This window comes from Streptomyces sp. NBC_00631, from assembly GCF_045206895.1.
Taxonomy (GTDB): domain Bacteria; phylum Actinomycetota; class Actinomycetes; order Streptomycetales; family Streptomycetaceae; genus Streptomyces.
The window spans coordinates 9,981,767-10,005,673 of the sequence record NZ_CP107734.1 but is presented as its reverse complement, the minus strand read 5'-3'; the positions used below and the strand labels follow the sequence as shown (position 1 = coordinate 10,005,673).

The following is a 23,907-nucleotide window of genomic DNA, read 5'->3' as shown; positions in this document are numbered from 1 at the left end:
GCCGGCCGGTGTGGTCGGGGCTCCCGCAGCCGGCCGATACCCTTGAGCTCATGAGTTCGCACCAGACCGCCCAGACGATGAAGCCCGCGACCGCGGCGAAGAAGCTGGGCGTGTACCTGCCCGCCACGCCCGCCGCCTTCCAGGAGGGCGTCGTCTCGCGCGCCGAGCTGACCGAGCTCCAGGCGAATCCGCCGGAGTGGCTGCGCGAGCTGCGGGCCAACGGGCCGCACCCGCGTCCGGTGGTCGCGACCAAGCTGGGTGTGTCCATCGCGGGGCTGGCGCGCGGCGGGGTGACGGAGCCGCTCACCACCGAGCAGATCGAGGAGCTCAAGAGCGAGCTGCCCGAGTGGCTGCAGAGGGAGCGCGCCACACAGGCCGAGGTCCGCAAGGAGACCGTGCGTCTGAAGAACCTCAAGCGGGAGAAGGAGTCGGGGCAGGGCTGAGCCCTCGCCCGCGAGACTTTCCCACGGCCCTGGCCCAGGCACCTGCGCCTGCGTCCCGGGGCCGTCGCCGTACCGGCCAGGCCCCCGGCGGGCTGGGCTGGGCTGGGCACAACGGTCACCCCGGCCTTCGCCGGTCCCCGCTCCCCCCCATCTCCCTCAGCTCCATCTCCCCCCGATGAGCCGCGGTTTCCCGTCTCGCTGTGGACCGCAGAGGGCCTTGTCAGTGGTCTCCCCTACAGTCGCCATCACTTGATCACTGCGGTGCGGGGAGGCACGCATGGGGTGGGTGACGGCCGGGGAGTACGAGGTGGCCCTGGACGACGGGAAGGTGGTCTGCCGCAACGCGGCCGGGCGGCGACTGAAGTCGGTGCCAGCGAAGTTGGCGGACGAGCCCGCCGTCCTGGGGCTGCGGCAGCTCGCCGAGTGGCTGGAGCGGCACGAACGGCAGTGCCTGGCCGACGTGGAGCGGTGGATGACCCGGTCCCTTCCGGTCCCGCTCGCCGTCCTTACGCAGGTCTGGCCGGACCCCGCCTGGCAGGCGGCGCTGCGCGACCTGGTGGTCACCGGCGCCGACGGCGAGGTCGCCGGGTTCCTGCGGGACGCGGACGCCGAGCGCGGTCTCGGCCTGGTCGACCTCGACGGTGACACCGTGCGCATCGCCCCCGAGCTGGTCCGGCTGCCGCACCCGGTGCTTCTCGAAGACCTGGAGGAGCTGCGGGAGTTCGCCGTGGAACTGGGCGTCGAGCAGCGGGCCCAGCAGCTCTTCCGCGAGGTCTGGCACCGCCCGGCCGCGCTGGACCCGGAGGCGACCCAGATCGAGGAGTACGCGGGCGGGGTCTTCAAGGAGCTGCGGTTCCTGCACGGCAGGGCCACGCAGTCGGGGTACCGCGTGCGCGGCGGCTACGCGGTGTGCTCCGTGCTGGAGGAGGGCCGCGCGGCCGAGGCCCGGGTCTGGATCGGCGACTACGACAGCTACTCCGAGACCGAGACCGGCCCGCTGATGTGGACCGATCCGGCGGGCCGCGCGCTGAGGCTGGGTCAGGTCGGCCCGGTCGCCTGGTCGGAGGGGATGCGGATGGCGGCGGCGCTGTACGCGGGGCGGGACATCGAGGACGAGGAGCGGGCGGCATGAGCACGTACGACGACACCACCACGGCCGCGCTGCTCGACGCCGGCGCGATCCTGCCGTCGGGCACGACCGCGAGGGAGGACGCCGACGTCCTGACCGCACGCACGTACACGCACCCCGCCCTGGACGGCCGCGCGGTGGTGCGGCTGGTGCCGGGCACCCTCGGCGAGGCCGAGGACCTGGCGCTGGAGTTCCTCGGTCTGGCCCGGGAGCCGCAGGCGCCCGAGGTCGGTCAGGTGCGCCGGGAGACCCTGGGCTTCCCGGCCTGGGCGCTGGTCCACGACCCGGCCAACGGCCATCACGCCCTGGCCCTGGTCAAGGACGTCGAGCGGCTGGCCCGGCAGGCCAAGTCCAAGCCGGGCAACGCGAAGGAGGGCTTCGAGGCGCTCGGCGAGCGGCTGGGCCGCGCGGTCCCGCACTTCCTGCCGACCTTCTACGAGCAGGCCGCGCGGATCTTCCTCCAGCACGAGAACACGACGTACGCGGCCGCCTTCTTCGGCAAGGCCCGTGAGGCCGAGCGGGTGCACGCCCTGACGGTGGACGAGGAGCGGCAGCGTGCGGTCTTCCTGGAGTTCGCCTTCGCCGGGGCGCTCACCGTCAAGGCGCTCAAGGAGTATGTGAAGGACCTCGCGCGGCGGCTCGACGGGGCCACCGCCTGGGCGCAGTTCCGGCAGCTGACGGTGGAGCGCTGCGCGGCCGGTATGCCGCCGTACGCCTCGCTGCCGCAGGACGCGCGCGGGCTGATCACGGCGGCGGGGTTGGACCGGGTCACCGAGGAGTGCGCCCTGGTCGCCGACCTGCTCGCCTCCCCGGCCGCCGTCCGGGCGCCCGCCTCCTTCTGGAACGCCTACCGGAGCGTGCTGCCGGTCCTCGTCGAGCGGCGGCCCGCGCTCCGGACACGGCTGCTGGAGATCATGCCGGCCGGCCTGGGCCAGCAGGTGGAGGACGACGAGTTCTGGCTGACGCTGCTGGCGGAGTGCGGGGCGGACCTGCTGCTCACCGGGGACGGCGGCGGGGAGGTCGACGCGGCGGACTGGCTCAGCCGGTGGGCCCAGCACCGTAAGCACGGGGCGGCGTACTCGCACCGCTCCCCCGCGACGCTGGCGCTGGTCGAGCGGATGGCGGCCCGGCTGCGGGCGGGCGGACGGCCCGTCGATCTCTTCACCGGGCGCTGGCAGGCGGGAGCGGACCTCGACCTGCTGGACCTGTGCGTGGCGGAGGGCATCGCGCTGGCCGTACCCGACGCGGACACCCATGTGTACCTGCCGCTGGCCGTCTGGCTGCGCGATCAGCGGCCCGGGGAGCGCGACCTGAAGGCCATGGCCGCCGAACCCCGGCACCGCGCGATGCTGTTCACGGCCGTCGAGGGACTCGGGCGGGGGCAGGGGCCCGCGGAGCTCCCCAAGGTGGCCGCGCATCCGGTGCTCGGCGAGGTCCTGCGCGAGTGGCTGGGGGAGGCGGCCGCGGAGTTCGCCGCCGACGCCGGACTGCCCGGCGCCGACGCGAAGCTGGAGCGGCTGCGCCCCTTCCGGGCGGTGATGCAGGAGATCCCGCAGGCCGTCCGCCGGCTGGCCGAGTACGACATCGTCCCGGTCCTCGGCCGTACGCTGCGCGCCGGGATCCTGGACGAACTGGGCTGGCCCGCAGTGGAGGAGGCCCTGGAGCTGCTCGACGCCGAGGCACGCGGCAAGGACCGGGACCACGAGCTGTCGGTGACCGAGGCGTGGCCCGCGCTGATCCTGGTACGGGGTCACAAGGCGGTCGTGGTCGGCCCCGAGGGAATCCTGCTCAGGCACGACCTGCGGCTGCCCACGGACCTGGACCGCTGGCAGCGGCCGCGGTACCGGTATGCCGACGGCGAGTTGCTGGTGATGTGGCGGGACGGTTCGAAGCAGCACGGCTACTGGTCGAACCGCCCGTCCGAGGTGGTCGTGCTGGGCGGCGAGCAGATCGCGGGCTGGTGGTCCGGCATGGACGCGGCCAACGCCTCGATCCCGCTGCCCGGTGGCGGCCGGGCCACGGGCGGCCGCACCCTGCACGCCGGGGACACGGTCCTGCCGCCGAGCCGTCCGGTCATGGGTGACGGCACCACGTACTGGCGTCAGGGCCGGCAGGGGCGGCAGTCGCGGTGGCTGGAGTACGACCCGGCGACCGGCGAGCACGGACGTGCCTCGCTGCCCGCGCTGCTGGCGTCCGCCGTCCGCGAGGACACCTCGCTGCTGCACGACTCCTGCGAGGTGCTGCCGCTGCAACCCGGCCTTGAGCACAGCCCGTTCGGCACCGACGGCACGGTGCTGGGGCGGTGGGTGCGCGCCGAGGGCAGGGGCGCGGAGGCGCGGACGACCGCGGGTACGCCGGACGGGCGGACGGCGACCCTGTGGGCCGCCCGCAACGGCCGGATGTCCGAAGTACCGCTGGGCGTGTTGCGGCTGCCGGGCGGGGCCGGGCCGATCGCCGCGCAGATGCACCGGAGCGTCACCCTGCACGCGGCCGACGGCACCGAACTCGCCCGGGTGTCCTTCGGCGAGTCCGGCGGGGCGTACGCGGCCGGTACCCGGCTGGTGCCGCCGGTCGCGTTCTGGCACGCGCTGCGCCCTCGGGACGAGCGCGGCTCGGCCGTACTGCGTGCCCTGACCGACGCGGCGGCCGGTGAGCTGATGCGGGCGGCGGCGACGGCGCTGGACGAACGGCAGGAGGCGCTGGCCCGTGCCGGCAAGGACGACCGGGCCAGGGCCGCGGTGCCGACCGTCGACGAGGTCACCGCGGCCGCGGTGGCAGAGGCGCTGCCCGAACTGACCGACCGGCGGCTGCGGGCCGGTGTCGCCGCCCTCGTCCATGCGGCGCTGCGGGTCGCCGAGCGGGCCACGTCCCTGGCCGGCCCCGCGCAGGAGCGGCCGCGGCAGCCCCGGCAGCGGACCGAGGGCATGTTCGCCGACTACTCCCCGCCGCACGGCGGGGACCGGGCGCTGTACGACGCGGCGGCCGGGGTCGTGACCCTGCAGAGCGCGTGGCACGGCGGCTGGGCCGCGCTGCGCCAGATCCGCGCGGTGAACCACGTGCTCTCCGGCAGGCCCGCCGACGGCAGGCCGCTGCCGGAATCCGAGCGGCTCGCCCCTGTCGGCGACGACTGGCAGAGCGACGAGCACACCATCCCCCGCATCGGTGCGGAATGGCCGCCCGTCCTGGGCGCACTGCGGCCGCTCGCCTACCGCGCCTGCTCACCGGCCCTCACCGACGTCCAGCGCGAGCCGCTGCTCCTGCTGTTCGAGGCGCTGGCCGAGGGGCCGCTCCCGGGGCTCGGGGCCACGCTGCGCGTGGTCGTGCTCGGCGAGCCGCACGACAAACAGCAGCGGGCGGGTCAGGTGCTGCGCCGGGACGGCCGCACGGTGGTGGTGCTCGGCTGCCAGAGCGTCGACGACCCGCTGGGAACGGTCAAGTGGCTGGCGCTGGACCACGACCCGTCCGGGGCGTTCGGTGCCGTCGGCCACTTCACGCTGGTCCGGGAGACCCGCTACCCCGCCGGGATCCCGGCGGACCGGCTGGCCGAACTGACCCGGCTGCTCCGGGAGAAGGGCGCCGCACCCTGGCGGCCCGAGGCCCCCGAGGCTCTGGCGTCCGCGACGAACGGCGCGCTCGGCCCGCTCCAGGCCACCGTGCTGCTGGCCGGCCACCCGCACGCCCCCGGTGCCGAGGGACTTGCGGTGGTCGGCCTCAAGCCCCGCCGGCGGACCTTCGGCGCACAGTTGCTGAACTCCCTGGGCCAGGACGAGCAGCGGGCGCTTCTCGGCGCGCTGCTGCCGGACGACCCGGCCGAGCTCTGGACGACCGGCCCCGACACGGCGGCCGCGGGCCGGGTGTGGGCCGAGCGGCTCGGCACGCTGGTGCGCCTGCCGGAGGAGCTCAGCGCCGATCTCGTCGGCATGGGCCTCGACCACGCCGAGGCCGTGCTCAACCCCGCGCGTACGCCGTGGCTCGCGCGCACCACGGTGTTCCGGCCCGACAAGGACGGCGACCTCACGCCCGCCGACCCGTCGGCGGTGCCCGGTTCGTACGCGCTGGCCGGGGCGGTGGAGAGCCTGGCGGCGCTGGCGTACGTGCTGCCGTACGGGCATCCGCTGCGGGCCGGGCTGACGGACGGGCTCGGCGCGCTGCGCCGCCGGCTGGCCGACCCCGAGCTGCTGCTCGACCTGAACCTGGACTGGACGGAGAAGGGCGGCCCGACCTGCGTGCAGCTGCGCGGGATATTCGGCCTGCCCGAGAGCGGCGGGGCCGACGCGCACGGGCTGACGAGGGCCGGGGACACGCTGGTGCTGCGTCCCTGGTACCAGGACATGGAGCATGTGCTGCTGCGGCCGGGAGGGTTGAGCGGGGCCGACGACCCCGTTCTCGGGCTCCTGGAGGGTCTGCTCGGCGCGGGGCGCGCGTCCCGGCTGCGTGCCGTTCGGACACTGCTCGGCGACGACCTCGCCCGTACTCTCGCGGCCGAAGGGCCCGAAGGGTACGCCCAGGACCCGTCGGTCAGCGTGCCCGCGCTGGTCGCGGAGGTCGCCGAGGCGCATGGTCTCGGCGCGGACGCGGCGGTGCTCTACCTCCAGTTGCTGGCGCTGCCCGACCCGACGGACCGCAACTGCGCGCGGTGGACGGGCTGGAAGCCCGCCCGGCTCAAGAAGGCGCGCGCCGAACTGGCGGCGACTGCTCTGGTCGTCGAGGCGAAGCGCCCGCGCGCCGGCCGCACCCTCTTCCTGCCCGGCGGCTGGCGCGACCTCAGGGCTCCGGCGCTGCCGTTGGAGACCTGGAAGGAGGCCCTCTACCCGGTCGCCGGCGGCGACCGGACCCTCCCGCTGGTCCCGGTGCGGGAGGTCTTCACCCGTGCCTGGGAGCGCGTACGGGCCGGGGACGCCCCCGCGTACGAGCAGCTGACCACAGGGACCGCCCGTGGCGGCCGCCGCCGATGACCACGAACCGCACCACAGCCCGAACCGCCCTGAAGGACGACCGCCGATGACCGCCAGCACCGCTCCCCTCCGCCAGACAGTCCCGCCCGAGGACCGGTACGCCACCGAACTGGCCTTCCTCGCCGCGTACGACGCCGGTCCGCGCCCGCCGGCCTGGCGGCTGACACCCCGGGCCGTCGTCACCTTCGTCATGGGCAGCGGCGGCCAGGCGCTGCGGCTGCCCGACGACGCCGAGGCACCGGAGGGGGTGCCTCGCCGGCTCGTCGTGGAGAGCAAGTTCGTCGGCGACCGGGCCCTCGTCGAGCGGTGCGTGGTGACCCTCGCCGGTGAGCGGGGACTGCTGCTGGTCGGCGAACCGGGCACCGCCAAGTCGATGCTGTCCGAGCTGCTGTCGGCCGCGGTGTGCGGCACCAGCGGCCTGGTCGTGCAGGGCACGGCGGGCACCACGGAGGACCAGCTCAAGTACGGCTGGAACTACGCCCTGTTGCTCGCCCAGGGCCCGAGCCGCCAGGCGCTCGTGCCGTCCCCGGTCCTCACCGCGATGTCCCGGGGTGCCGTCGCACGCGTGGAGGAGGTCACCCGCTGTCTTCCCGAGGTGCAGGACTCCCTGGTCTCGTTGCTGTCCGAGCGGCGTATCGCGGTGCCCGAACTGGCGGGCACCGACGACGCGTTGGCCCATGCGGCTCCCGGCTTCACCCTCATCGCCACGGCCAACCTGCGGGACAAGGGCGTCTCGGAGATGTCCGCCGCGCTCAAGCGGCGCTTCAACTTCGAGACCGTGGGCCCCATTCCGGACCTGGACGCCGAGACCGCACTGGTACGCGGCCAGGCCCGGGCGTCGGTGGAACGGGCCGGGGCGCCCTTCCAGGTCGACGACGCCGTCCTTGAGGCCCTGGTCACGGCGTTCCGTGATCTGCGCGAGGGACGGTCGGCGGAGGGCTGGGAGGTGGAGCGTCCGTCCACGGTGATGAGCACGGCGGAGGCGGTGTCGGTGGCGGGCGCGCTGGCCCTGGCGGCAGCCTACTTCCCCGGGGACCGCGACGTCCTCGGCCTGCTCCCGGGCCACCTGCTCGGCGTCGTACGCAAGGACGATCCCGCCGACGCGGCCCGGCTGCGCGGCTACTGGGACGGTCCGGTACGGCGGCGTGCGGAACAGGGTTCGGCGACCTGGCGCACGTTGTGGGACCTGCGCACGGTCCTGGAGGCGTGACGTCGTGCCCGTCTCCCCCGAGGCGGCCCTCGCCGCGCTCACCGACCCGGCGGGGCCGTACCTGATCGGCGTACGGCACCACGCGCCCTCACTCGCCGCCGCGGTACCGGCGCTTCTGGACGCGGCGAAACCTGACGTACTGCTGGTGGAGCTGCCCGCGGAGCTGCAGGAGTGGCTGCCGTGGCTGGCCCACGAGGAGACCCGCGCTCCCGTCGCCCTCGCGGCGGCACCGGCCGACGGCAGCGGCGGCCCCGCGTTCTACCCGTTCGCCGACTTCTCACCGGAGCTGTCGGCGCTGCGGTGGGCCGCGCGCCACGGGGTGCCGGTGGTGGCTTGCGATCTCCCGCTGGCGGACCGGGGGCGGCGGGAAGGGGAGCGTGCCGTGCAGGGGCCGGGCCCCCTGTCGGGCGCCCTGCGTTCCCGGCTCACCGGCCGGCCGGGGGACGACCTCTGGGACCGGCTGGTCGAGGCCGCCGCGCCCGGTTCCACGCCGGAGGCGCTGCGGCGGGCAGCACTGCTGACGGGGTGGGCGCTGCGGGCGGAGACGGCCGTCTCGGAGGAGGATCTGCGGCGGGAGGAGTGGATGCGGTCTCGACTGGCCGAGGCGACGAAGGACGGTGAGCGAGCAGCAGCGGTGGTCGGTGCCTTCCACGCTCCGGCACTTGTGCGCCCCTCCGGGGGCGCGGGGCCGCATGCGATGTGCGACCGTCGCCGCGGGGGCGCGACAAGCCCCCACCGGCCCGCACCCGAATGGACCACCTCCCTCATCCCCTACGCCTACGCCCTCCTGGACGAACGCTCCGGCTACCCCGCCGGTATCCGCGACCCGGAGTGGCAGCACATGGTCCTGGAAACGGCGGGGGACCCGACCGCCCTCGACGACGCGTTGACCCGTGCGGCCGTCCGCGTCTGCGCCGAACTCCGCGCGTCGGGCCATCCCTCGGGACCCGCCGACGCCCGCGAGATCACCCGCCTCGCCGGAGACCTCGCCCGCCTCCGCAACCTGCCCGCCGCCGGCCGCGGCGAACTGGTCGAGGCCGTCCAGACCGTGCTGGCGCAGGGCGAGCCGTACGGCAGGGGGCGGGCCGTCGCCAAGGCGATGGAGAACGTGCTGATCGGCGCCCGCGTCGGCCGTCCCACGCCGAAGGCACCCCGCAGCGGTCTCGCCCCCGCCGTCGAGGCCGAGCTCGCGGCACTCGGCCTGCCCGGCCCCGCGGACGGCGGCCCCGGCGCCGCCCGGGACCTGCGGCTCGATCCTCTCCGCTCGGATCTCGACCGGCGCCGCGAACTGCTGCTGCGCCGCCTGACGTTGTGCTCCGTGCCGTACGCCGAGCCCAGGCCGGTGACCGGCACGGGCGGTGCCGACGCCGTCACCTCGCGCTGGGAGGTGCGCTGGACTCCTGCCACCGCCGCGATGCTGACGGCGGCCGGGACCCGTGGGGTCACCCTCGCGCAGGCGGCCGAGGGCCTGCTGCGCGAGCGGAGCCGCAAGGAGCGGGACGCCGGTGGCCCGACGGCGGCGCAGGTGCTCGACGGTCTGGAGCGGGCGGCTCACTGCGGCCTGGACGGCCTGGTGGCGGAGCGGCTCGGCGACACCGCCGAGGTGCTCCCGGACGCCGGCACCCTTCCTGAACTCCTCGCCGGGCTGGCCCTGCTGGACAGATTGCGGACCGGCCACATCGCCGGTCTCGACGCGGACGAGGACCGTACGGCCAGGTCCGTCGCCGTGGCCGAACTGCTGACCACGGCCGCGGTGCGCCAGGTGGACGGCCTGACCGGTTCCGAGGACCCGGCCGACGCCCATGCCCTGCTCGAACTCGCGCACCGCGCCGACCTGTCGGGCGGGATCCGGCTCGCCGACGCCCTGACCCGGCTGGCCGCCGACGGCTCCCCGTTGATGCGGGGCGCCGCCGGAGCCGTCCGCGTGCTGCTGGGTCAGGAGGACCCGGAGGCCTTCGGCGGCCGGGTCGCCTCCTGGGTGGACGGGGCGGTCGATGCCGAGACCCGGTCGGCGCTCACGGCCCGGCTGACGGGCCTGCTGACAGCCGCCGGACGGCTGCTGGAAACGGCCGCACCGGCGTTGCAGCCCCTGGTCGACCGGGTGTCGGGACTGTCCGACCAGGGCTTCCTGGACCGGCTGCCGGCCCTGCGCGGTGGTTTCGACACGCTGAGCCCGGCCGACCGCGAGCGTCTGCTGACCGGCGTCGAGGAACGTCTCGGCGTGGACCGCGTGGCCGACACCGGGGCGATCGACCCGGCCGCGCTGGCCACCTGGACCCGCGCGGACCTCACCGCCCGAGAAACCCTGCGCGCGCTGGGCCTGCTGCCGCCGCCGCGGGCTCATCCGGAGCCCGAGCCGGTCGGCGCCGCCGCGGCCGTGCCAGACCACCGGCCGGCCGACGCCGACCACCAGCCGGCCGACGCCGACCACCAGCCGGCCGACGCCGACCACCGGCTGGCCGATGCCGACCGTTGGCGTCTGCTGCTCGGTCGCCGCGCCGATCGACTCCCCGAGTCGGCACGCGCCTTGGCCACCGCGCTGGACGAGCTGTACGGGCGCGGCCGCGGCGAGGGCAGCCGGGGTGCTCTCGGCGGCGGCCGGGGCGGTGGGCGCGAGGCGTCGTATCCCGGGGTGCGGGAGTGGTCGCAGGAACTGGCGGCGCTGTTCGGACCGGGAATCCGGGAGGAGGTGCTGGCGGCGGCCGCGGCGACGGGCCGCCAGGACGTGCTGGCCGAGCTGGATCCGGACAGTGTGCGCCCATCCGTGGACCTGCTGCGGTCGGTGCTGCGGCACGCGGGCGGGCTGCCCGAGGCCCGGCTGGCCGCGCTGCGCCCGTTGGTACGGCGCCTGGTGGACGCGCTGACCCGGGAGCTGGCGACCCGGCTGCGCCCCGCGCTGCACGGCACCGCCCTGCCACGGCCCAGCCGCCGCCCGGGCGGTGGTCTGGACCTGCCGCGTACGCTGCGGGCCAACCTGGCCACCGCCCGCCGGACAGCCGACGGCACCGTCCAGGTGATCCCGGAGCGCCCGGTCTTCCGGACCCGGGCCCGGCGCGCCGCCGACTGGCGGCTGATCCTGGTCACGGACGTGTCCGGGTCCATGGAGGCGTCCACGATCTGGGCGGCGCTCACCGCATCGGTGCTGGCCGGGGTACCGACCCTGTCCACGCACTTCCTGGCGTTCTCCACCGAGGTGATCGACCTCACCGGGCGCGTCGACGACCCGCTGTCGCTGCTGCTGGAGGTGAGCGTCGGCGGTGGCACCCATATCGCGGCAGGGCTGCGGCACGCGCGCGAACTGGTGACCGTGCCGTCCCGCTCACTCGTGGTCGTGGTCAGCGACTTCGAGGAAGGCCATCCGGTCGGCGGACTGCTCGCCGAGGTCAGGGCGCTGGTAGGGGCGGGCTGTCAGGTCCTGGGCTGCGCGAGTCTCGACGACTCGGGGCGCCCCCGCTACTCCACCGGCGTCGCGGGGCAGCTGGTCGCCGCCGGGATGCCGGTCGCCGCCCTCAGCCCGCTCGAACTCGCCCGCTGGGTAGGGGAGAAGATCGCATGACCACGGAACGGGAACTGCCCGCTGTCGCCCCGGCCGTGACCGCCGAACTGGTCGCGGCCCTCTCACCCCGGTTGCGCAAGCGGCTGGACGCGGGCATCGCCAAGCTGGCGGACCGACCGGTCGTCCGGGACGGCGCCACCGTGCGCATCACCGTCGACGACGAGGGGTCCATGCTCGAACTCGACGCCGACGGGGGCGTCGTGGCCGACGCGGCGGCCATTCGCTGTGGCTGCCTGCTGGCCCCGGACTGCCTGCACCGCGCGGCGGCGGCTTCGGCGGCACCGGTGGCCGACATGACAGGGAACGCGCAGAGCGCGGAAGGCGCAGGGACCGCTGGGACCACCGGAGGCGCGGGGACAGCGGGGGACGCAAGGACGGCGGGGAACGCGGGAGCAGCGGAGAACGCGGGGGACGCGGAGCCGGCCGAGCCCACCCCGGTCGCGGAGACCGCCGAGCCCATGGAGACCGTCAAGCCCACCGGGCCCATCGACAGCGCCGAGCCCACCGAGGTCACCGAGTCCTCCGACCAGCCGTCGCCCGTCTCGGTCGGTCGTGAGGTACCCGTCCCCGAACAGACCGCGTCCGCGGCACCCTCACAGATCAGCGCCGCCCACGCCGCTTTCGGTGCCGTGGCCGCTGTGCTCGACGCCGGTACGGACGGTTCCGGAGCCGTGTTGCAGGCGGAGTTGCTGCGTGCCGCGCACTCCGCGCGACTCGCGGGTCTGCCCCGGGCGGCCACGGCGGCGGTCTCCGTGGTCACCGCGTTGCGCGCGGCCCGTGCGGCCGACCCGGCGTTCCGGCTCGCCGAACTCGTCGGCGCCCTGTCGGAGACCCTGTTCGTGGCCCACCGTGTCCCGTTCGCCACCGGTGCCGAACTGGCGGAGCTGCGCGGCACCGCACGGCAGCCGTACACACCGGACGGTTCGCTCCGGCTGTACGGCCTGTTCTCGGAGCCGGTGCTCACCGCGAGCGGCTATGCGGGGGCGGTCACCTGGACCGCGGACGCCGAGGGCCGCCTGTACACGGTCTCGGACGTGGCGCCGGGCGGCGCGGGCCGGGCGGTGGGCGCCGCCGACCGTGCCGTACGCGTCGGGGACACGGCGCTGACGCACCGCGAGTTGGCGCGGGCGGGCCTCGCCGTGTCGGGTGCGACCGTGTCACCGACCGGCCGGCTGGGGGCGGGCGCGGGGGTACGGGCGGTGCGCGCGTCGGGCGCGGACTGGCGCGCCGAGCCGCTGGACCGGTTGTGGTCGCTGCCCGTTGCCGAGCAGGTCGGGCGCGCTCTGAGCGGCGGGCACGGTCTCCTCTTCCTGGAGGTGACGCTGGTCGGCGCGGTGCGCGAGGCGGCGGGTGACTGTCTGCTGGCCGACTGCGGCGGTGTACCGTTGCGGCTGACGGCGGCGCACGACCATCCGGCGCTCCCGTACCGCGACAACCTGCGGCTGCTGGCCGCCGCCGGGGGCAGCCGGCTGCGGGTGATCGCACGTCTCACCGCGGCCTCGGACGCCCGTGCCCTGCTCCTCGCGACCGAGCATCCCACGACCGCCGGAAGCCGTGTCGACCTGGGCTCGGACCGGCTCCAGCACGCGGATCTGCCGGCCTCGGCGCCTGCGCCCGGACCGGTCGACGCGGTGCTCACGCCCGACGAGGCGCCCCTGCACCTGCTGCGCCGCCGGGTCGAGCAGGCGGCTTCGGGCGGGCGGCGGGTGCTGGCCTTCCCGGGTGACTCCGTGGCCGACGCCCGCCGTCTGCACCGGCACGGTCTGGGCACGGCCGGCGATATCCTCGACGAGTTGCTCGCCGCGGCGGCGGAGCGTTCGCGTGACGCCTTCGGCCGTCTGCGGCCGGCGGACACCCGCCGCTTCGCCCGGGCCTGGCTGACCGCGGCGCGCTACACGGACGAGGTGGACCGCATGCTGTGCGCCGCCGCCTGGAACGGGTGACCGGGCACGACGACGACCGGAGGCGGGCCGCCGCTCCCCCGTGCCGGCGGCCCGCGTGACCGGAGGCGTCCAGTCCGGTGCCGGTTCCGGTTGAAGCATGCGGCACCCGGCCGCCGCATGGGTATGCGTACAACTGCGTAGGGGCACGAGCGGAGAGGAACACGTGGTACACGAGCTGGACAGGGCCTACGAACGCCTCACCGGACTGGCCGTTGCCGCGCTCGGCGAACGCGAGCCCGAACGGCTCTGGCCGCTGCTCGCGGACGCGGTGACCGGTCTGTGCGGCGGGGAGACGCTGATCTACAAGCTGGACGACTGGAGCGAGAGCAAGGGCACGCTCGGCCTGTCGTCCGCCGCGGCGGACGCGTTGGGCCGGCTCGGCGACGAGGCGCTGGGGGTGTTGCGCTCGGGCTACCCGTTCGCCCACCACTACGCGGCCGGCCCCGGACGTACACCGGTCACGGCCCGTCGGCTCGCGGGCCGCGCCTGGCCGGTGAGCGAGACCGCGCGGGTGCTCGGTGCCGGACTCGACCTGGACCAGGTACTCGCGCTTCCGCTGCCCGGTACGGTCGCGCCGGTGACGGGCTGTCTGGTCTACCGCTCCGGCGCGGACTTCACCGACGACCAGGTGCGGATCGCCGAGCGCGCGCAACCGCTGCTGGCCGCCGTCGAGCAGCAGCGCCGGCTCCTGGAGCAGTGGCGCCGGCTGTCCGCGCGGGCCGGCGAGTCCCAGGAGAGCGCGGCGGACTGTGCGCTGACGCCTCGGGAACTCACCGTCCTCCTCCTGCTCACCGACGCCCTGACCGCCGACGCGATCGGCCGCCGGCTGGGCATCTCGGCGCGCACGGTGCACAAGCACGTCGAGAACATCTACCGCAAACTCGGCACCCGCGACCGTCTCAGCACGGTGCTGCGCGCCCAGCGGCTGGGACTGGTGCCGACGCCGGGTCAGGCGCCGGGCGGCGGAGGGCAGGTGGCCGGCGACCGGTAATCCCGTGGACAGCGTCTTCACCCCCGGGAACAGTGGCGGATCGTGACGACCAGTGAACTGTGGAGCCAGGCCGAAGCCGACCGCTACGACGGCGAGGCGAACGAGATGTCCTCGGCGGCGGTGCTCGGACCGGCCGTCGACTTCCTTGCCGAACTCGCCGGAGACGGACGGGCGTTGGAGTTCGCCATCGGCACGGGACGGGTCGGTGTCCCGCTCCGGGAGCGCGGCGTGCCCGTGGCGGGCATCGAGTTCTCCGAGCACATGGCGGCGGTCCTGCGGCGGAAGGCCGACGAGGAGACCCTGCCGGTCGTGATCGGGGACATGGCCACGGCCACCGTGCCCGGTGAGTTCGCCCTGGTCTATCTCGTCTACAACACGATCTCGAACCTGCTCACCCAGGACGAGCAGGTCGAGTGCTTCCGCAACGCGGCCCGGCATCTGCGGCCCGGCGGCCGGTTCCTGATCGAACTGGGGGTGCCGCCGTTGCGGCTGCTGCCGCCCGGCCAGGTCGCGGTGCCGTTCGACGTCTCGGCCGGGCACCTCGGCTTCGACACCTTCGATCTGGTCGAGCAGATCCTCGTCTCCCACCACCTCACCCGTGACGGCGAGGACGGCCGCTACCGCCGGGACGCCTCCCGCCACCGGTACGCGTGGCCCGCGGAGTTGGACCTGATGGCCCGGATCGCGGGCCTCGTGCTGGAGCGCCGGGTGGCCGACTGGGACGGCTCGCCCTTCACGCAGGACTCCACGAAGCACATCTCGGTATGGCGCAAACCGGCGTGAGGGGTCAGGACCGGTGTGCGTGAATCTCGCCGTGATCCGAGTCGGGCTCTCGTGATGTCGGTGCACCGGTTCATCAGTGACCACCAGCGAATGATCAGCCGTTCACCGGCGTCCACTGGATCCGTGTGCTGCACAGCGAGACCACCACAGCCGCCGCCGCGACGACCGCGAGGCCCCACACCAGGCTGCTCGAACTCGCCACCAATCCGATGATCGGCGGCCCGGCCAGCAGGCCCGTGGTGCCCATGGCCGCGACCAGTGCCAGCGCCTGCGAGCCCTGTTTCGCCGCGGCGACGTAGACGCACGGGGTCACCGCCGCACAGCCGAGTCCTACGCAGGCGAACCCGAAGAGCGCCGCCGCCACTCCCCCGCTGAGCAGGGCGAAGGCCAGCCCCGCGGCGGCGAGGGCGCTGCCGAGCAGAACGACACGGCCGTCGCCCCAGCGGCTGCGCCAGCCGTCGGCGAAGACGCGGGCCACCACCATCATGCCGGAGACCACGGCGATCCCCATCGGCGCCAACTCCGCGGATGCCTTGGCGACTTCGCGCAGGTAGAGGGCGGACCAGTCGTTCATGGCGCCCTCGGTCACGGTGCCGAAGGCCATGGCGCAGCACATCCAGAGCGTCATGCGGGAGGGAAGGCTCCATCCGGTGCGGCTCCCGTTCTGCTTCTCCTCCGCGGGAGCCTCGTCTTCGAGAAGGCCGGGGCGTGCCAGGGCGGCCAGCAGGACGAGGACGACGGCGGCCACGCAGAAGTGGGCCGCGACGGATGAGGTGGCCGCGTTCATGCCGGAGGCGAGCAGCGCGGCGAGCAGGGAGCCTGCGCTGAACGTCGCGTGCAGTCTGGCCATGGTGTTGCGCGCGTACCGGGTCTCCAGGGCCGTTCCCTGTGCGTTCATGGCCACGTTCAGGCATCCCACGCTCACCCCGTCGGCCACCATGACCAGCAGGGCGACCGGATAGTCCGGCGCGAACGCGAGCGCCAGGAGCAGCAGGGTCAGGCAGAGGGCGGACAGCAGTGCCAGCCGGGCGGAGCCCAGCCGTCTCATGGCCACCGGCACCAGGGGGAACGACGCCACGGCGCCGATGCCGGCCGCCATCAGCAGCACCCCCACCTCCGCCGCGGTCAGCCCGAGGTCCGCTTTGACGGCGGGGATCCGCGAGGCCCAGGTGGCGTACTGGAAGCCGAGGGAGCAGAACAGCGCGGCGATGGCCAGCCGGCTGCGCTGGAAGGGATCACGGACAGGGAACACGCAGATCAACTCGCTTCGTCGGCTCGGCCGTCGTACGGGACATGTAGCGGGCGTTCACGCCGTAACCGTCCGGGGAGATCCCGGGGTACGCGGTGAACCCGCGTGCCGACCAGAACGGTTCACTGCGGCCGACGGCGATCAGTGAGATCCGTTCGAATCCGCGTGCGGCGGCGGTCAGGGTGAGGTGGTCGAGGAGACGCTCGCCCAAGCCCCTGCCGCGCAGCCGCTCCGCGACGACGATGTCGTGCAGATGCAGGTTGCGTGACGGGGGCGAGGGCACCGAGGGCTCCTCCGCCCGTTCGAGATCCGGGTATCCGAAGGCCGGATACGGCAGTGCCAGCACGTATCCGGCCGGCTGGGGGCCGGCGTCCAGGACGAAACAGGTCTCCGGCGAGGCGTCCGCCCTGGAGCGCAGGGCCGCGCGCCCCTCCGAGAGGCCGAGGTCCGCATAGGCCCGGGACTCCATCGCGGCGATGGCGTCCCAGTCGGCGTCGGCGATGTGGCGTATGCGTATGCCGTCGCCGTTCACGGGTGTCCCCCGTCGATGCAGGTGTACGGGAGCGGGGCGAAGCCGTTGAAGCCCTGGGTGGTGTAGCTGAGCGCGTAGGCGCCGCTGGAGAGCACCCAGACGGGGTCGCCTGACGCCAGGTCCCGGGGGACGTGGACGAGGGCGTGCCCCTGGGGGTAGGCGTCGTCGCTGTCGCAGGTGGGACCCGCTACGACGGCGGGAACGTAGTCGGCATCGGGGTGGGTGGGGAAGACGAGGGGGTACTGAAGGGCGTCCATCTCGTAGAGGCCGTTGAACCTGCCGCAGCTCAGGTAGAGCCAGTGCTGCCGGTCGCCGTCGGGTCGGCGTCGCTCGGCCAGGCGGGCCACCTGGGCGCGGACGGCCCCGTGGTCGGCGACGAGGTGGCGCCCCGGCTCCATGACGAACGCGAGGTGTTCGCCGTGGACCTGTCTGAGGTGACGCATGCCCTCACGGATCACGGCGAAGATCTTGTCCAGCGGAGGGTCCAGGGGCAGGCCGTGCCGGTCGAGGTATCCCAGGGCGGGCAGGCCGCCGCCGAGATTGACGTGGTCCAGGGCGATGCCGCGCCGGCCCAGGGCGGTCAGGACGTCCGCCAGGCACTCGACGGCGCTGTGCCAGGCGTCGGCCGTCATCTGCTGGGAGCCGACGTGCACGGACAGTCCGGAGGGCGTCAGGCCCATGCCCCGGGCCGCCGCAAGGATCCGTACCGCGTCCGCGGGCGAGCAGCCGAACTTGTGGCTCAGTCCCCACAGCGCCCCGGCACCGCTCGTCGCCAGCCGGCAGAAGACGCGGGCTCCGGGTGCGTGGGCCGCGACGGCCGCCAGGTCCTCGACGCTGTCGGTCGCGAAGTCCCGGACGCCGAGGCGGTGTGCGTCGGCGATGTCCCGGTCGGACTTGACGGTGTTGCCGTAGTGCGTTCTGCCGACCGGCACACCTGCGCGCACCGCCTGCTCCAGTTCGCCGGGGCTCGCCCCGTCGACTCCCGCGCCCCTGCTCGCGAGGCAGGCGAGCACCTCGTCCACGGGGCAGGACTTCATGGCGAACCGGACGTCGACGCCCGGCAGTTCACGCAGGAGCGTGTCGTAGCCGCGCTGGATTCCGGCCAGGTCGAAGAAGATCCCGTCCTCGGTGGCACCCGCCAGGGCGGCGCGCAGGGGTGCGGAGAGGTGGGCCGTGGCCGCCGTCACGGTCGCTGCCCGGGCGTTCGGGGTACGTGGCTGCGGCGGGCCGCGTCGACCAGCGGCTCCCAGCTCTCCGTCAGCAGGGCGAAGTCCTCGATGTCGCCGCGTGCCTCGTCGAGGAGGCGTTCACGGCGTCGGCCGAGAAGGTCGGCGAACTCGGCGTACCGGCCACCGAGTTTTCGGTACGCGGTGTCGAGGACGTCCAGCCGGTGGACGTTCTCGCTCCGGTCGAGCCCCGCGCTCCGTCTCACCAGCCGGGCCACGGCGGATGCCCGCACCTGCCCCTGCGCGTCGAGCAACGATGTTCCCGCGCGGGCCATGTGGTCGTAGACGGAGTTGAAGTAGAGCATCGACAGCAGGAACTTGACGAAGCGCAGTTGGTAGGCCGTGAACCCGGAGTCGGTCCGGCGTTCGCCGGTGTAGAAGTTGACGATGTTCCGGTTGTGCAGGACGCCGGGCAGCGCGGCGTCGTGGACGAGGTGGATCAGGAAGTAGTCGCTGCCGATCGTGTCGGTCGCCGGCGGCAGGGGCACGTGTTCGTGCACGCCGTGGAAGGCGATGTTGCACATGTCCACGCGCATGGGGTCGACCACGGTCAGTGTGGAGTGGTCCGCGGTGAAGGCGTCGGTGCCGGCGCCGCGGAAGGACTCGTCGGCGAGGTGCCGCTTCTGCTCGGACGACCAGTCCATGGGAGCCCACAGACCGACCATGTCGTGGTACACGCCGGGGTCGACCCGGTGTATCTCGCCGATGTCCACGGAGAGTTCGCCGACGAAGGAGCTGCCGACCATGGCCACCCGCCGGTTCATGCGGTCGGCCGTGAGTGCGGTCTCGGTGACATGGCGGGCGGCGTCGGCCGCGGGCCTGCCGAGTGACAGCAGTTCGTGGTGGACGGGGAAGACGGGCTCGCCGCCGACGACCTGGTAGCGGCTGTCGGAGTCCCTGCGGTGCACGGACTCGCAGCCGAGCGCGGCGGCGAGGAGGAAGGCGCGGTTGGTGCAGGCGCCGTAGGAGAGCCCGGCCGGGAGCATCAGCTCCAGCAGGAGGTCGGGCTTCACGGCCGCGGACCGGTCGATCGCGCGCCGGAGGAAGTCCCGCTGCCGCGGCTCGTCGAGGTGGTGGACGACGATCCGCGGGTCGTCCGGTATCCGGCGCACGGTCTCGGCGTGTTCGGCGTAGGCCGGTGCGGCGCAGGAGTCCAGGATCAGCAGGTGCACCTCGGCGTCGAAGTGCCGGACGGCATAGGCCGCTTCCTCGGCCACGGCCGTGATCGTCGCCGCGCAGGGCCTGTTGGTCGGCAGGGTCAGGCAGATTCGGCGCATGTCTCTTCTCCGGCCGGCTGTTCCAGGTCCGCCCCGGTCCAGGAGGTGAGGCCCAGCAGCCTGGCGCCGAGTTCGTCGAGGGTGGCCCTCCCGTACCTCAGGGACTCGTGCCGGGTGGCGTCGCCCAGCAGCGTCGCGTTCCAGTCGGGCGTGGCGAGGGTCCGCCATGACTCGACCCGGGAGCGTCGCAGCGCATGGTGGGACTCCAGCGCCGGCATCATCGACAGGTACTGGACCGCGCGCACCGTCTGCTCGGAGGTGTTCGGCGCCACGCCGTGCGCCAGCAGCCCGTTGAAGATCAGCAGGTCGCCGGCCTCCAGCTCCGGTCGCACCACGGGGAACTCGGCACGGTCGATGCTGGGCCGGATCGGGTCGCGGTCCTCGGGCTGGAACGCCTTCCACTGGTCGAAACGCTTGAACAGCTCGGGGCAGCACTGGAAGCCGCCCAGCTCCGGCCTGGTGTCGGTCAGGGCGATGATCCCCTGGACCCGCTGCGGCGGTACGCCGAGCGTGGTGTCGACGTCCCAGTGCAGCTCGATGTCGAAGCCCTCCGCCGTGCCCGGGATCAGGGCCCGGTCACGGTTCTTGATGTTGGGCGGGTTCAGGTTGAGCCGGTCGAGCGTCACCCACAGCTCTTCGCAGTCCCAGACGTCGACGAACGCGTCGTAGACCCGGCGGGTCTGGCGGCTGTCCCAGATGAGCTGGTGGTGGTAGGCCTCGACGAAGCCGTAGATGTGCAGATCCCGGTCCAGGTCGGAGCGGTACTCGCGCTCCTCGTACCAGGTCTCCGGTCGCTCGGGGTCCAGTCCCTGGAACTCCCAGGCGAAGTCCAGCAGTCGGCCGGCCGCGGCGGCAGGGATGGCCTGCTTCACCACCACGTAGCCGTACGTCTGCCAGAAGGCGAGGTCCTCCTCGGAGAGGACTCGCAGCGGGCGGGTCTTGGTCAGGTCCCGCAGGGGTGTCTGGGCGAGGTAGGTCTCGCCGTCGGAGCTGAAGTAGGGGATGTCCGAGGGGGCTCGATGGAGATAACGGTCAGTCGTGGGCATACGGTGCTCCACACCTCGATCTCAGGTACCGGCGGCCCGACCGGGTCGCCAACTGCGCGGAGTGAGGGCCGGGGACCGTTTCGGCAGGGTCACTGCACCACGGGCCGCACCAGCCCCTCTTCGAACTCGCGTACCTCCAACTTGGACTAGACCAACTCATCCTGTCAAACACCCCAGTTGAGGGCGCGTTTCACCAACGGGGCGCCATCCAGGCCCACTTGACACGAGCGGTTAGCCTGACGGGGACGCATTGGTCTGTACCAACAGGAGGGCGCACGCTATGGTCTCCACCAAGCACAGCGAGGAGTTGCGACGACTGGCGCGCTCCGTCCTGCAGCCGGGATTCGTGGGCACCGAGGCCCCCGACTGGGTGCTTCGCGAGATCGGGGACGGGCTGGCATCGGTCGTGCTCTTCTCCCGCAACATCGTCACGCCCGGACAGGTCGCCCGCCTCACCGGTCGACTGCGCGCGGAGAACCCGGAGTTGATCATCGCGATCGACGAGGAGGCCGGGGACGTCACCCGGATCGAGTCGGCGACCGGCTCCACCCGGCCGGGCAACTTCGCACTCGGAACCGTCGACGACACCGAGCTCACCGAGTCCGTCGCCGCCGACCTGGGCCGCCAGCTGCGCGCGGCCGGTGTGAGCCTCGACTACGCACCGAGCGCGGACGTGAACTCCAACCCCGACAACCCGATCATCGGCGTCCGGTCCTTCGGCGTCGACGCCAAGGTGGTGGCACGGCACACCCACGCGTGGATCCGCGGACTGCAGTCGGCCGGTGTCGCCGCCTGCGCCAAGCACTTCCCCGGCCACGGCGACGTGACCGTGGACTCCCACCACGGGCTGCCCGTCTACGACGCCGACCGCGCCCTGATCGCCGAGCAGGCCCTGCCACCGTTCCGTGCCGCCCTCGACGCCGGTGTCCGCGCGGTGATGAGCGGCCACCTGCTGGTCCCCGCCTACGACCCCGACCTGCCCGCCACGCTGAGCCCGCGCATCCTGGACGAACTGCTCCGTCAGGAGCTGGGGTTCGACGGCGTCATCGTCACCGACGCCATCGAGATGGGTGCCGTGACCGGCCGCTACGGGATCGGCGGAGCCACGGTCAGGGCCGTCGCCGCCGGTGCCGACGCCGTCTGCGTCGGCGGCGAGAACGCAGAGGAGGCCACCACCGCCCTGCTCGTGAACGCCCTCGCGGACGCCGTCCTGGCAGGCGGCCTGCCGGAGGAGCGGCTCGCCGAAGCAAGCCTTCGCGTCAGGGAGTTCGCGGTGTGGTCGGCGGGTCTCACGCCGGCCGGCTCAGCCGTCTGGGACGCCGACGGCATCGGCTTCACGGCGGCCCGCCGCGCCATCCGGCTGACGGGAGCCGTACGGCACGCACTGCCCCTGGTCAACGCGCCGCACGTGGTGGAACTGGTGCCCACCACCAACCTGGCCATCGGCAAGGAGACCCCCTGGGGCGTGGCCGCCCCACTGGGCGAGCGGCTGCCCGGGACCACCTCCGTCCGGGTGAGCCGCGAGGAACTGCTGTCCCCGGCCGGCACGCTGGAGACGCGGGCGCTCGCGCCCGCCTCGGGACGGCCCCTGGTCGTGGTGGTGCGCGATGCCGCCCGGCACGCGTGGATGGCACAGGCCCTCACGGAACTCGTCGCCGCCCGCCCGGACGCGATCGTCGTGGAGATGGGCCTGCCGGGCACTGTCGTCCCCTCGGCCGCCCAGATCTTCACGCACGGCGCCACGGCCGCCTCCGGGGTGGCCGCCGCGGAGGTGCTCGCGGGTGCCCTTTAGCGCAGACCTGAGTGCAGCTTGGTACGGACCTGAGTGCAACGTCCGTACCCGCGCGCAACGTTGACGCTTCCGCTCACCTTCCCTACGTTCCGAGAGCGCTACGTTCCGAGAGCGCTCTCACATCGGCACCTCGAAGCAGGGAGTTCCCATGCCCTCCGCGCGCAGACCGAGAAGCCGCTCCCTGCGCCGTCTGGCGGCGGCGCTCGCTACGGCCCTGTTCACCGCCCTCCTGACCGTCTCGCCCCCGGCAGCGGCCGCCGGCACCACCGCGGCGGCCGTCATCTGCAACAAGTACTGCGACACCCGTGACCCCGCGCTCTCCCCGGGTGACCGCACACCGGTCACGGCGAGCATCTACTCCCGGTCGGTCGTCCTGCACTTCGACGACGCCGACGCCATGGGCTGGGCCTCCATCGACAACGGCAGTCCGGGCGACGAGGTGTGGCTCGACCGCTCCTTCGACGGCGGCCGCACCTGGAGCTCGGGCAGCAGGCTGGGTGACACCGGCGTGCCCACCGGTCAGCGCGGCTGGCGCACGCTCATGTACAACGTGGACGACTGGAACAACCTCGGCGTCGGCGCCCTGCGCGCCTGCGGAAAGGCCGGTGACCGCGCCGAGATCGCGTGCACCCCCTGGGCCCGCACCACCTGGAACGCGGGCGAGCCGCGCACCGCCGCGGCCACCGGCCTGATGGCCTTCTACGACTACGGAACCGGCCTGTTCGACACCACCGGCTGGTGGAACTCCGCGAACGCCCTGACCGCGGTCATCGACAACATCCGCGTGACGGGCATGGGCAGTTACCAGTACGCGATCGCCCGCACCTACGACCTCAACATCAACGCGCAGGGCGGTCAGTTCCGCAACGACTACATCGACGACACCGGCTGGTGGGGGCTCGCCTGGGTGGCCGCCTACGACCTGACCGGAGACAGCCGCTACCTGGACACGGCCCGCGCGGACGCCGACCACATGGCCGCCTACTGGGACGGCACCTGTGGCGGCGGAGTGTGGTGGAGCACGGCGAAGACGTACAAGAACGCGATCGCCAACTCCCTCTACATCCAGCTCAACGCGGCTCTCCACAACCGTGTCCAGGGCGACACGACGTACCTCGGCCGGGCCCGGGCCGGCTGGTCCTGGTTCCAGGCCACCGGCATGATCAACGGCTCGCACCTGGTCAACGACGGCATCGACCTGTCCACCTGCGGCAACAACGGGCAGGCCGTCTGGTCGTACAACCAGGGCGTCCTCCTCGGCGCCCTCGCCGAGCTGTACCGGGCCACTGGTGACGGCCAACTGCTCACCAGCGCACGGCAGATCGCCGACGCCGCGACCACGACCTCCCAGCTCCACACCTCCGACGGCATCCTGCGCGATCCGTGCGAGAGCGGTGACTGCGGAGGCGACGGGCCGTCCTTCAAGGGCGCGGCCGTGCGCGGCCTCGGCACGCTCAACTCGGTGCTGCCGGACCACCCTTACACCGCCTACCTCAAACGCCAGGCGGACCGCGCCTACGCGAGCGACCGCAACGACCTCGACCAGTACGGGCTGCACTGGTACGGACCGCTCGACCAGACGGACGCCGCCCGCCAGCAGAGTGCCGTCGATCTGCTGGACGCGGCGTCCTGACCGTCCGACGACGCTGTCCGGATCGCATCCGGTGTACCAACTCCCATGAGACCGCCCAAAGCATGGGCTTTCCCCCGCACGGACCTCGCGATCGAAGACGGCCGAAAGCCCCTGCGCAGCGAACACCTTCAGCCGGCGCCGT

15 protein-coding genes are annotated in these 23,907 nt (G+C 73.6%); 10 read left to right on the top strand and 5 right to left on the bottom strand.

The window, feature by feature from the left end; translation table 11 throughout:
• The first annotated feature begins 50 nt into the window (after positions 1-50).
• The 8 genes from OHB00_RS44985 to OHB00_RS44950 all read left to right on the top strand — a co-directional run bounded on the left by OHB00_RS44985 (position 51) and on the right by OHB00_RS44950 (position 15,010).
• Positions 51-443, top strand: a complete 393-nt coding sequence (locus OHB00_RS44985) for a DUF5997 family protein (protein WP_406443911.1) — start codon at positions 51-53, stop codon at positions 441-443.
• A gap of 277 nt (positions 444-720) precedes the next feature.
• Complete coding sequence (locus OHB00_RS44980; protein WP_406443909.1) at positions 721-1,575, top strand: DUF4132 domain-containing protein; 855 nt, start codon at positions 721-723, stop codon at positions 1,573-1,575.
• Positions 1,572-6,527 (top strand): hypothetical protein, encoded by a 4,956-nt coding sequence (locus OHB00_RS44975; RefSeq protein WP_406443908.1) that lies wholly within the window; start codon positions 1,572-1,574, stop codon positions 6,525-6,527. The genes OHB00_RS44980 and OHB00_RS44975 overlap by 4 nt, the downstream gene beginning before the upstream one ends.
• 46 nt (positions 6,528-6,573) lie before the next feature.
• Positions 6,574-7,737: an AAA family ATPase gene (locus OHB00_RS44970; RefSeq protein WP_406443906.1), complete on the top strand. Its 1,164-nt coding sequence runs from the start codon at positions 6,574-6,576 to the stop codon at positions 7,735-7,737.
• Positions 7,738-7,741: 4 nt separating this feature from the next.
• The gene (locus OHB00_RS44965) at positions 7,742-11,293 is read left to right on the top strand and encodes a DUF5682 family protein (RefSeq protein ID WP_406443904.1); all 3,552 of its coding nucleotides are present in this window, start codon (positions 7,742-7,744) and stop codon (positions 11,291-11,293) included.
• Positions 11,290-13,236: a hypothetical protein gene (locus tag OHB00_RS44960; protein ID WP_406443902.1), complete on the top strand. Its 1,947-nt coding sequence runs from the start codon at positions 11,290-11,292 to the stop codon at positions 13,234-13,236. Before OHB00_RS44965 ends, OHB00_RS44960 begins: the two co-directional genes overlap by 4 nt.
• Positions 13,237-13,399: 163 nt before the next feature.
• On the top strand, positions 13,400-14,227 hold the full coding sequence (locus tag OHB00_RS44955) for a LuxR C-terminal-related transcriptional regulator (protein ID WP_406443901.1): 828 nt from the start codon (positions 13,400-13,402) through the stop codon (positions 14,225-14,227).
• Between the two features lie 42 nt (positions 14,228-14,269).
• Positions 14,270-15,010, top strand: a complete 741-nt coding sequence (locus OHB00_RS44950; RefSeq protein WP_406443899.1) for a class I SAM-dependent DNA methyltransferase — start codon at positions 14,270-14,272, stop codon at positions 15,008-15,010.
• Positions 15,011-15,104: 94 nt separating this feature from the next.
• Here the strand turns inward: OHB00_RS44950 and OHB00_RS44945 are convergent, their stop codons facing one another.
• The 5 genes from OHB00_RS44945 to OHB00_RS44925 are packed head-to-tail and all read right to left on the bottom strand — an operon-like array spanning position 15,105 to position 20,340.
• Complete coding sequence (locus OHB00_RS44945) at positions 15,105-16,262, bottom strand: MFS transporter (RefSeq protein WP_406443898.1); 1,158 nt, start codon at positions 16,260-16,262, stop codon at positions 15,105-15,107.
• Positions 16,246-16,728 (bottom strand): GNAT family N-acetyltransferase, encoded by a 483-nt coding sequence (locus OHB00_RS44940; RefSeq protein WP_406446279.1) that lies wholly within the window; start codon positions 16,726-16,728, stop codon positions 16,246-16,248. The genes OHB00_RS44945 and OHB00_RS44940 overlap by 17 nt, the downstream gene beginning before the upstream one ends.
• A 59-nt stretch (positions 16,729-16,787) precedes the next feature.
• Positions 16,788-17,978 (bottom strand): type III PLP-dependent enzyme, encoded by a 1,191-nt coding sequence (locus OHB00_RS44935; protein WP_406443896.1) that lies wholly within the window; start codon positions 17,976-17,978, stop codon positions 16,788-16,790.
• On the bottom strand, positions 17,975-19,294 hold the full coding sequence (locus tag OHB00_RS44930) for a DUF6271 family protein (RefSeq protein WP_406443894.1): 1,320 nt from the start codon (positions 19,292-19,294) through the stop codon (positions 17,975-17,977). The genes OHB00_RS44935 and OHB00_RS44930 overlap by 4 nt, the downstream gene beginning before the upstream one ends.
• Positions 19,276-20,340 carry a phytanoyl-CoA dioxygenase family protein gene (locus OHB00_RS44925; RefSeq protein ID WP_406443892.1) on the bottom strand — a complete coding sequence of 355 codons (1,065 nt, stop codon included), beginning with the start codon at positions 20,338-20,340 and terminating at the stop codon, positions 19,276-19,278. The genes OHB00_RS44930 and OHB00_RS44925 overlap by 19 nt, the downstream gene beginning before the upstream one ends.
• A gap of 280 nt (positions 20,341-20,620) precedes the next feature.
• On the opposite strand from OHB00_RS44925, the gene OHB00_RS44920 reads away from it, so the two are divergent.
• Both OHB00_RS44920 and OHB00_RS44915 read left to right on the top strand, forming a co-directional pair.
• Positions 20,621-22,132 (top strand): glycoside hydrolase family 3 protein, encoded by a 1,512-nt coding sequence (locus OHB00_RS44920; protein WP_406443890.1) that lies wholly within the window; start codon positions 20,621-20,623, stop codon positions 22,130-22,132.
• 148 nt (positions 22,133-22,280) lie between these two features.
• Positions 22,281-23,765 (top strand): glycoside hydrolase family 76 protein, encoded by a 1,485-nt coding sequence (locus tag OHB00_RS44915; protein ID WP_406443888.1) that lies wholly within the window; start codon positions 22,281-22,283, stop codon positions 23,763-23,765.
• The last annotated feature ends 142 nt before the right edge of the window (positions 23,766-23,907 follow it).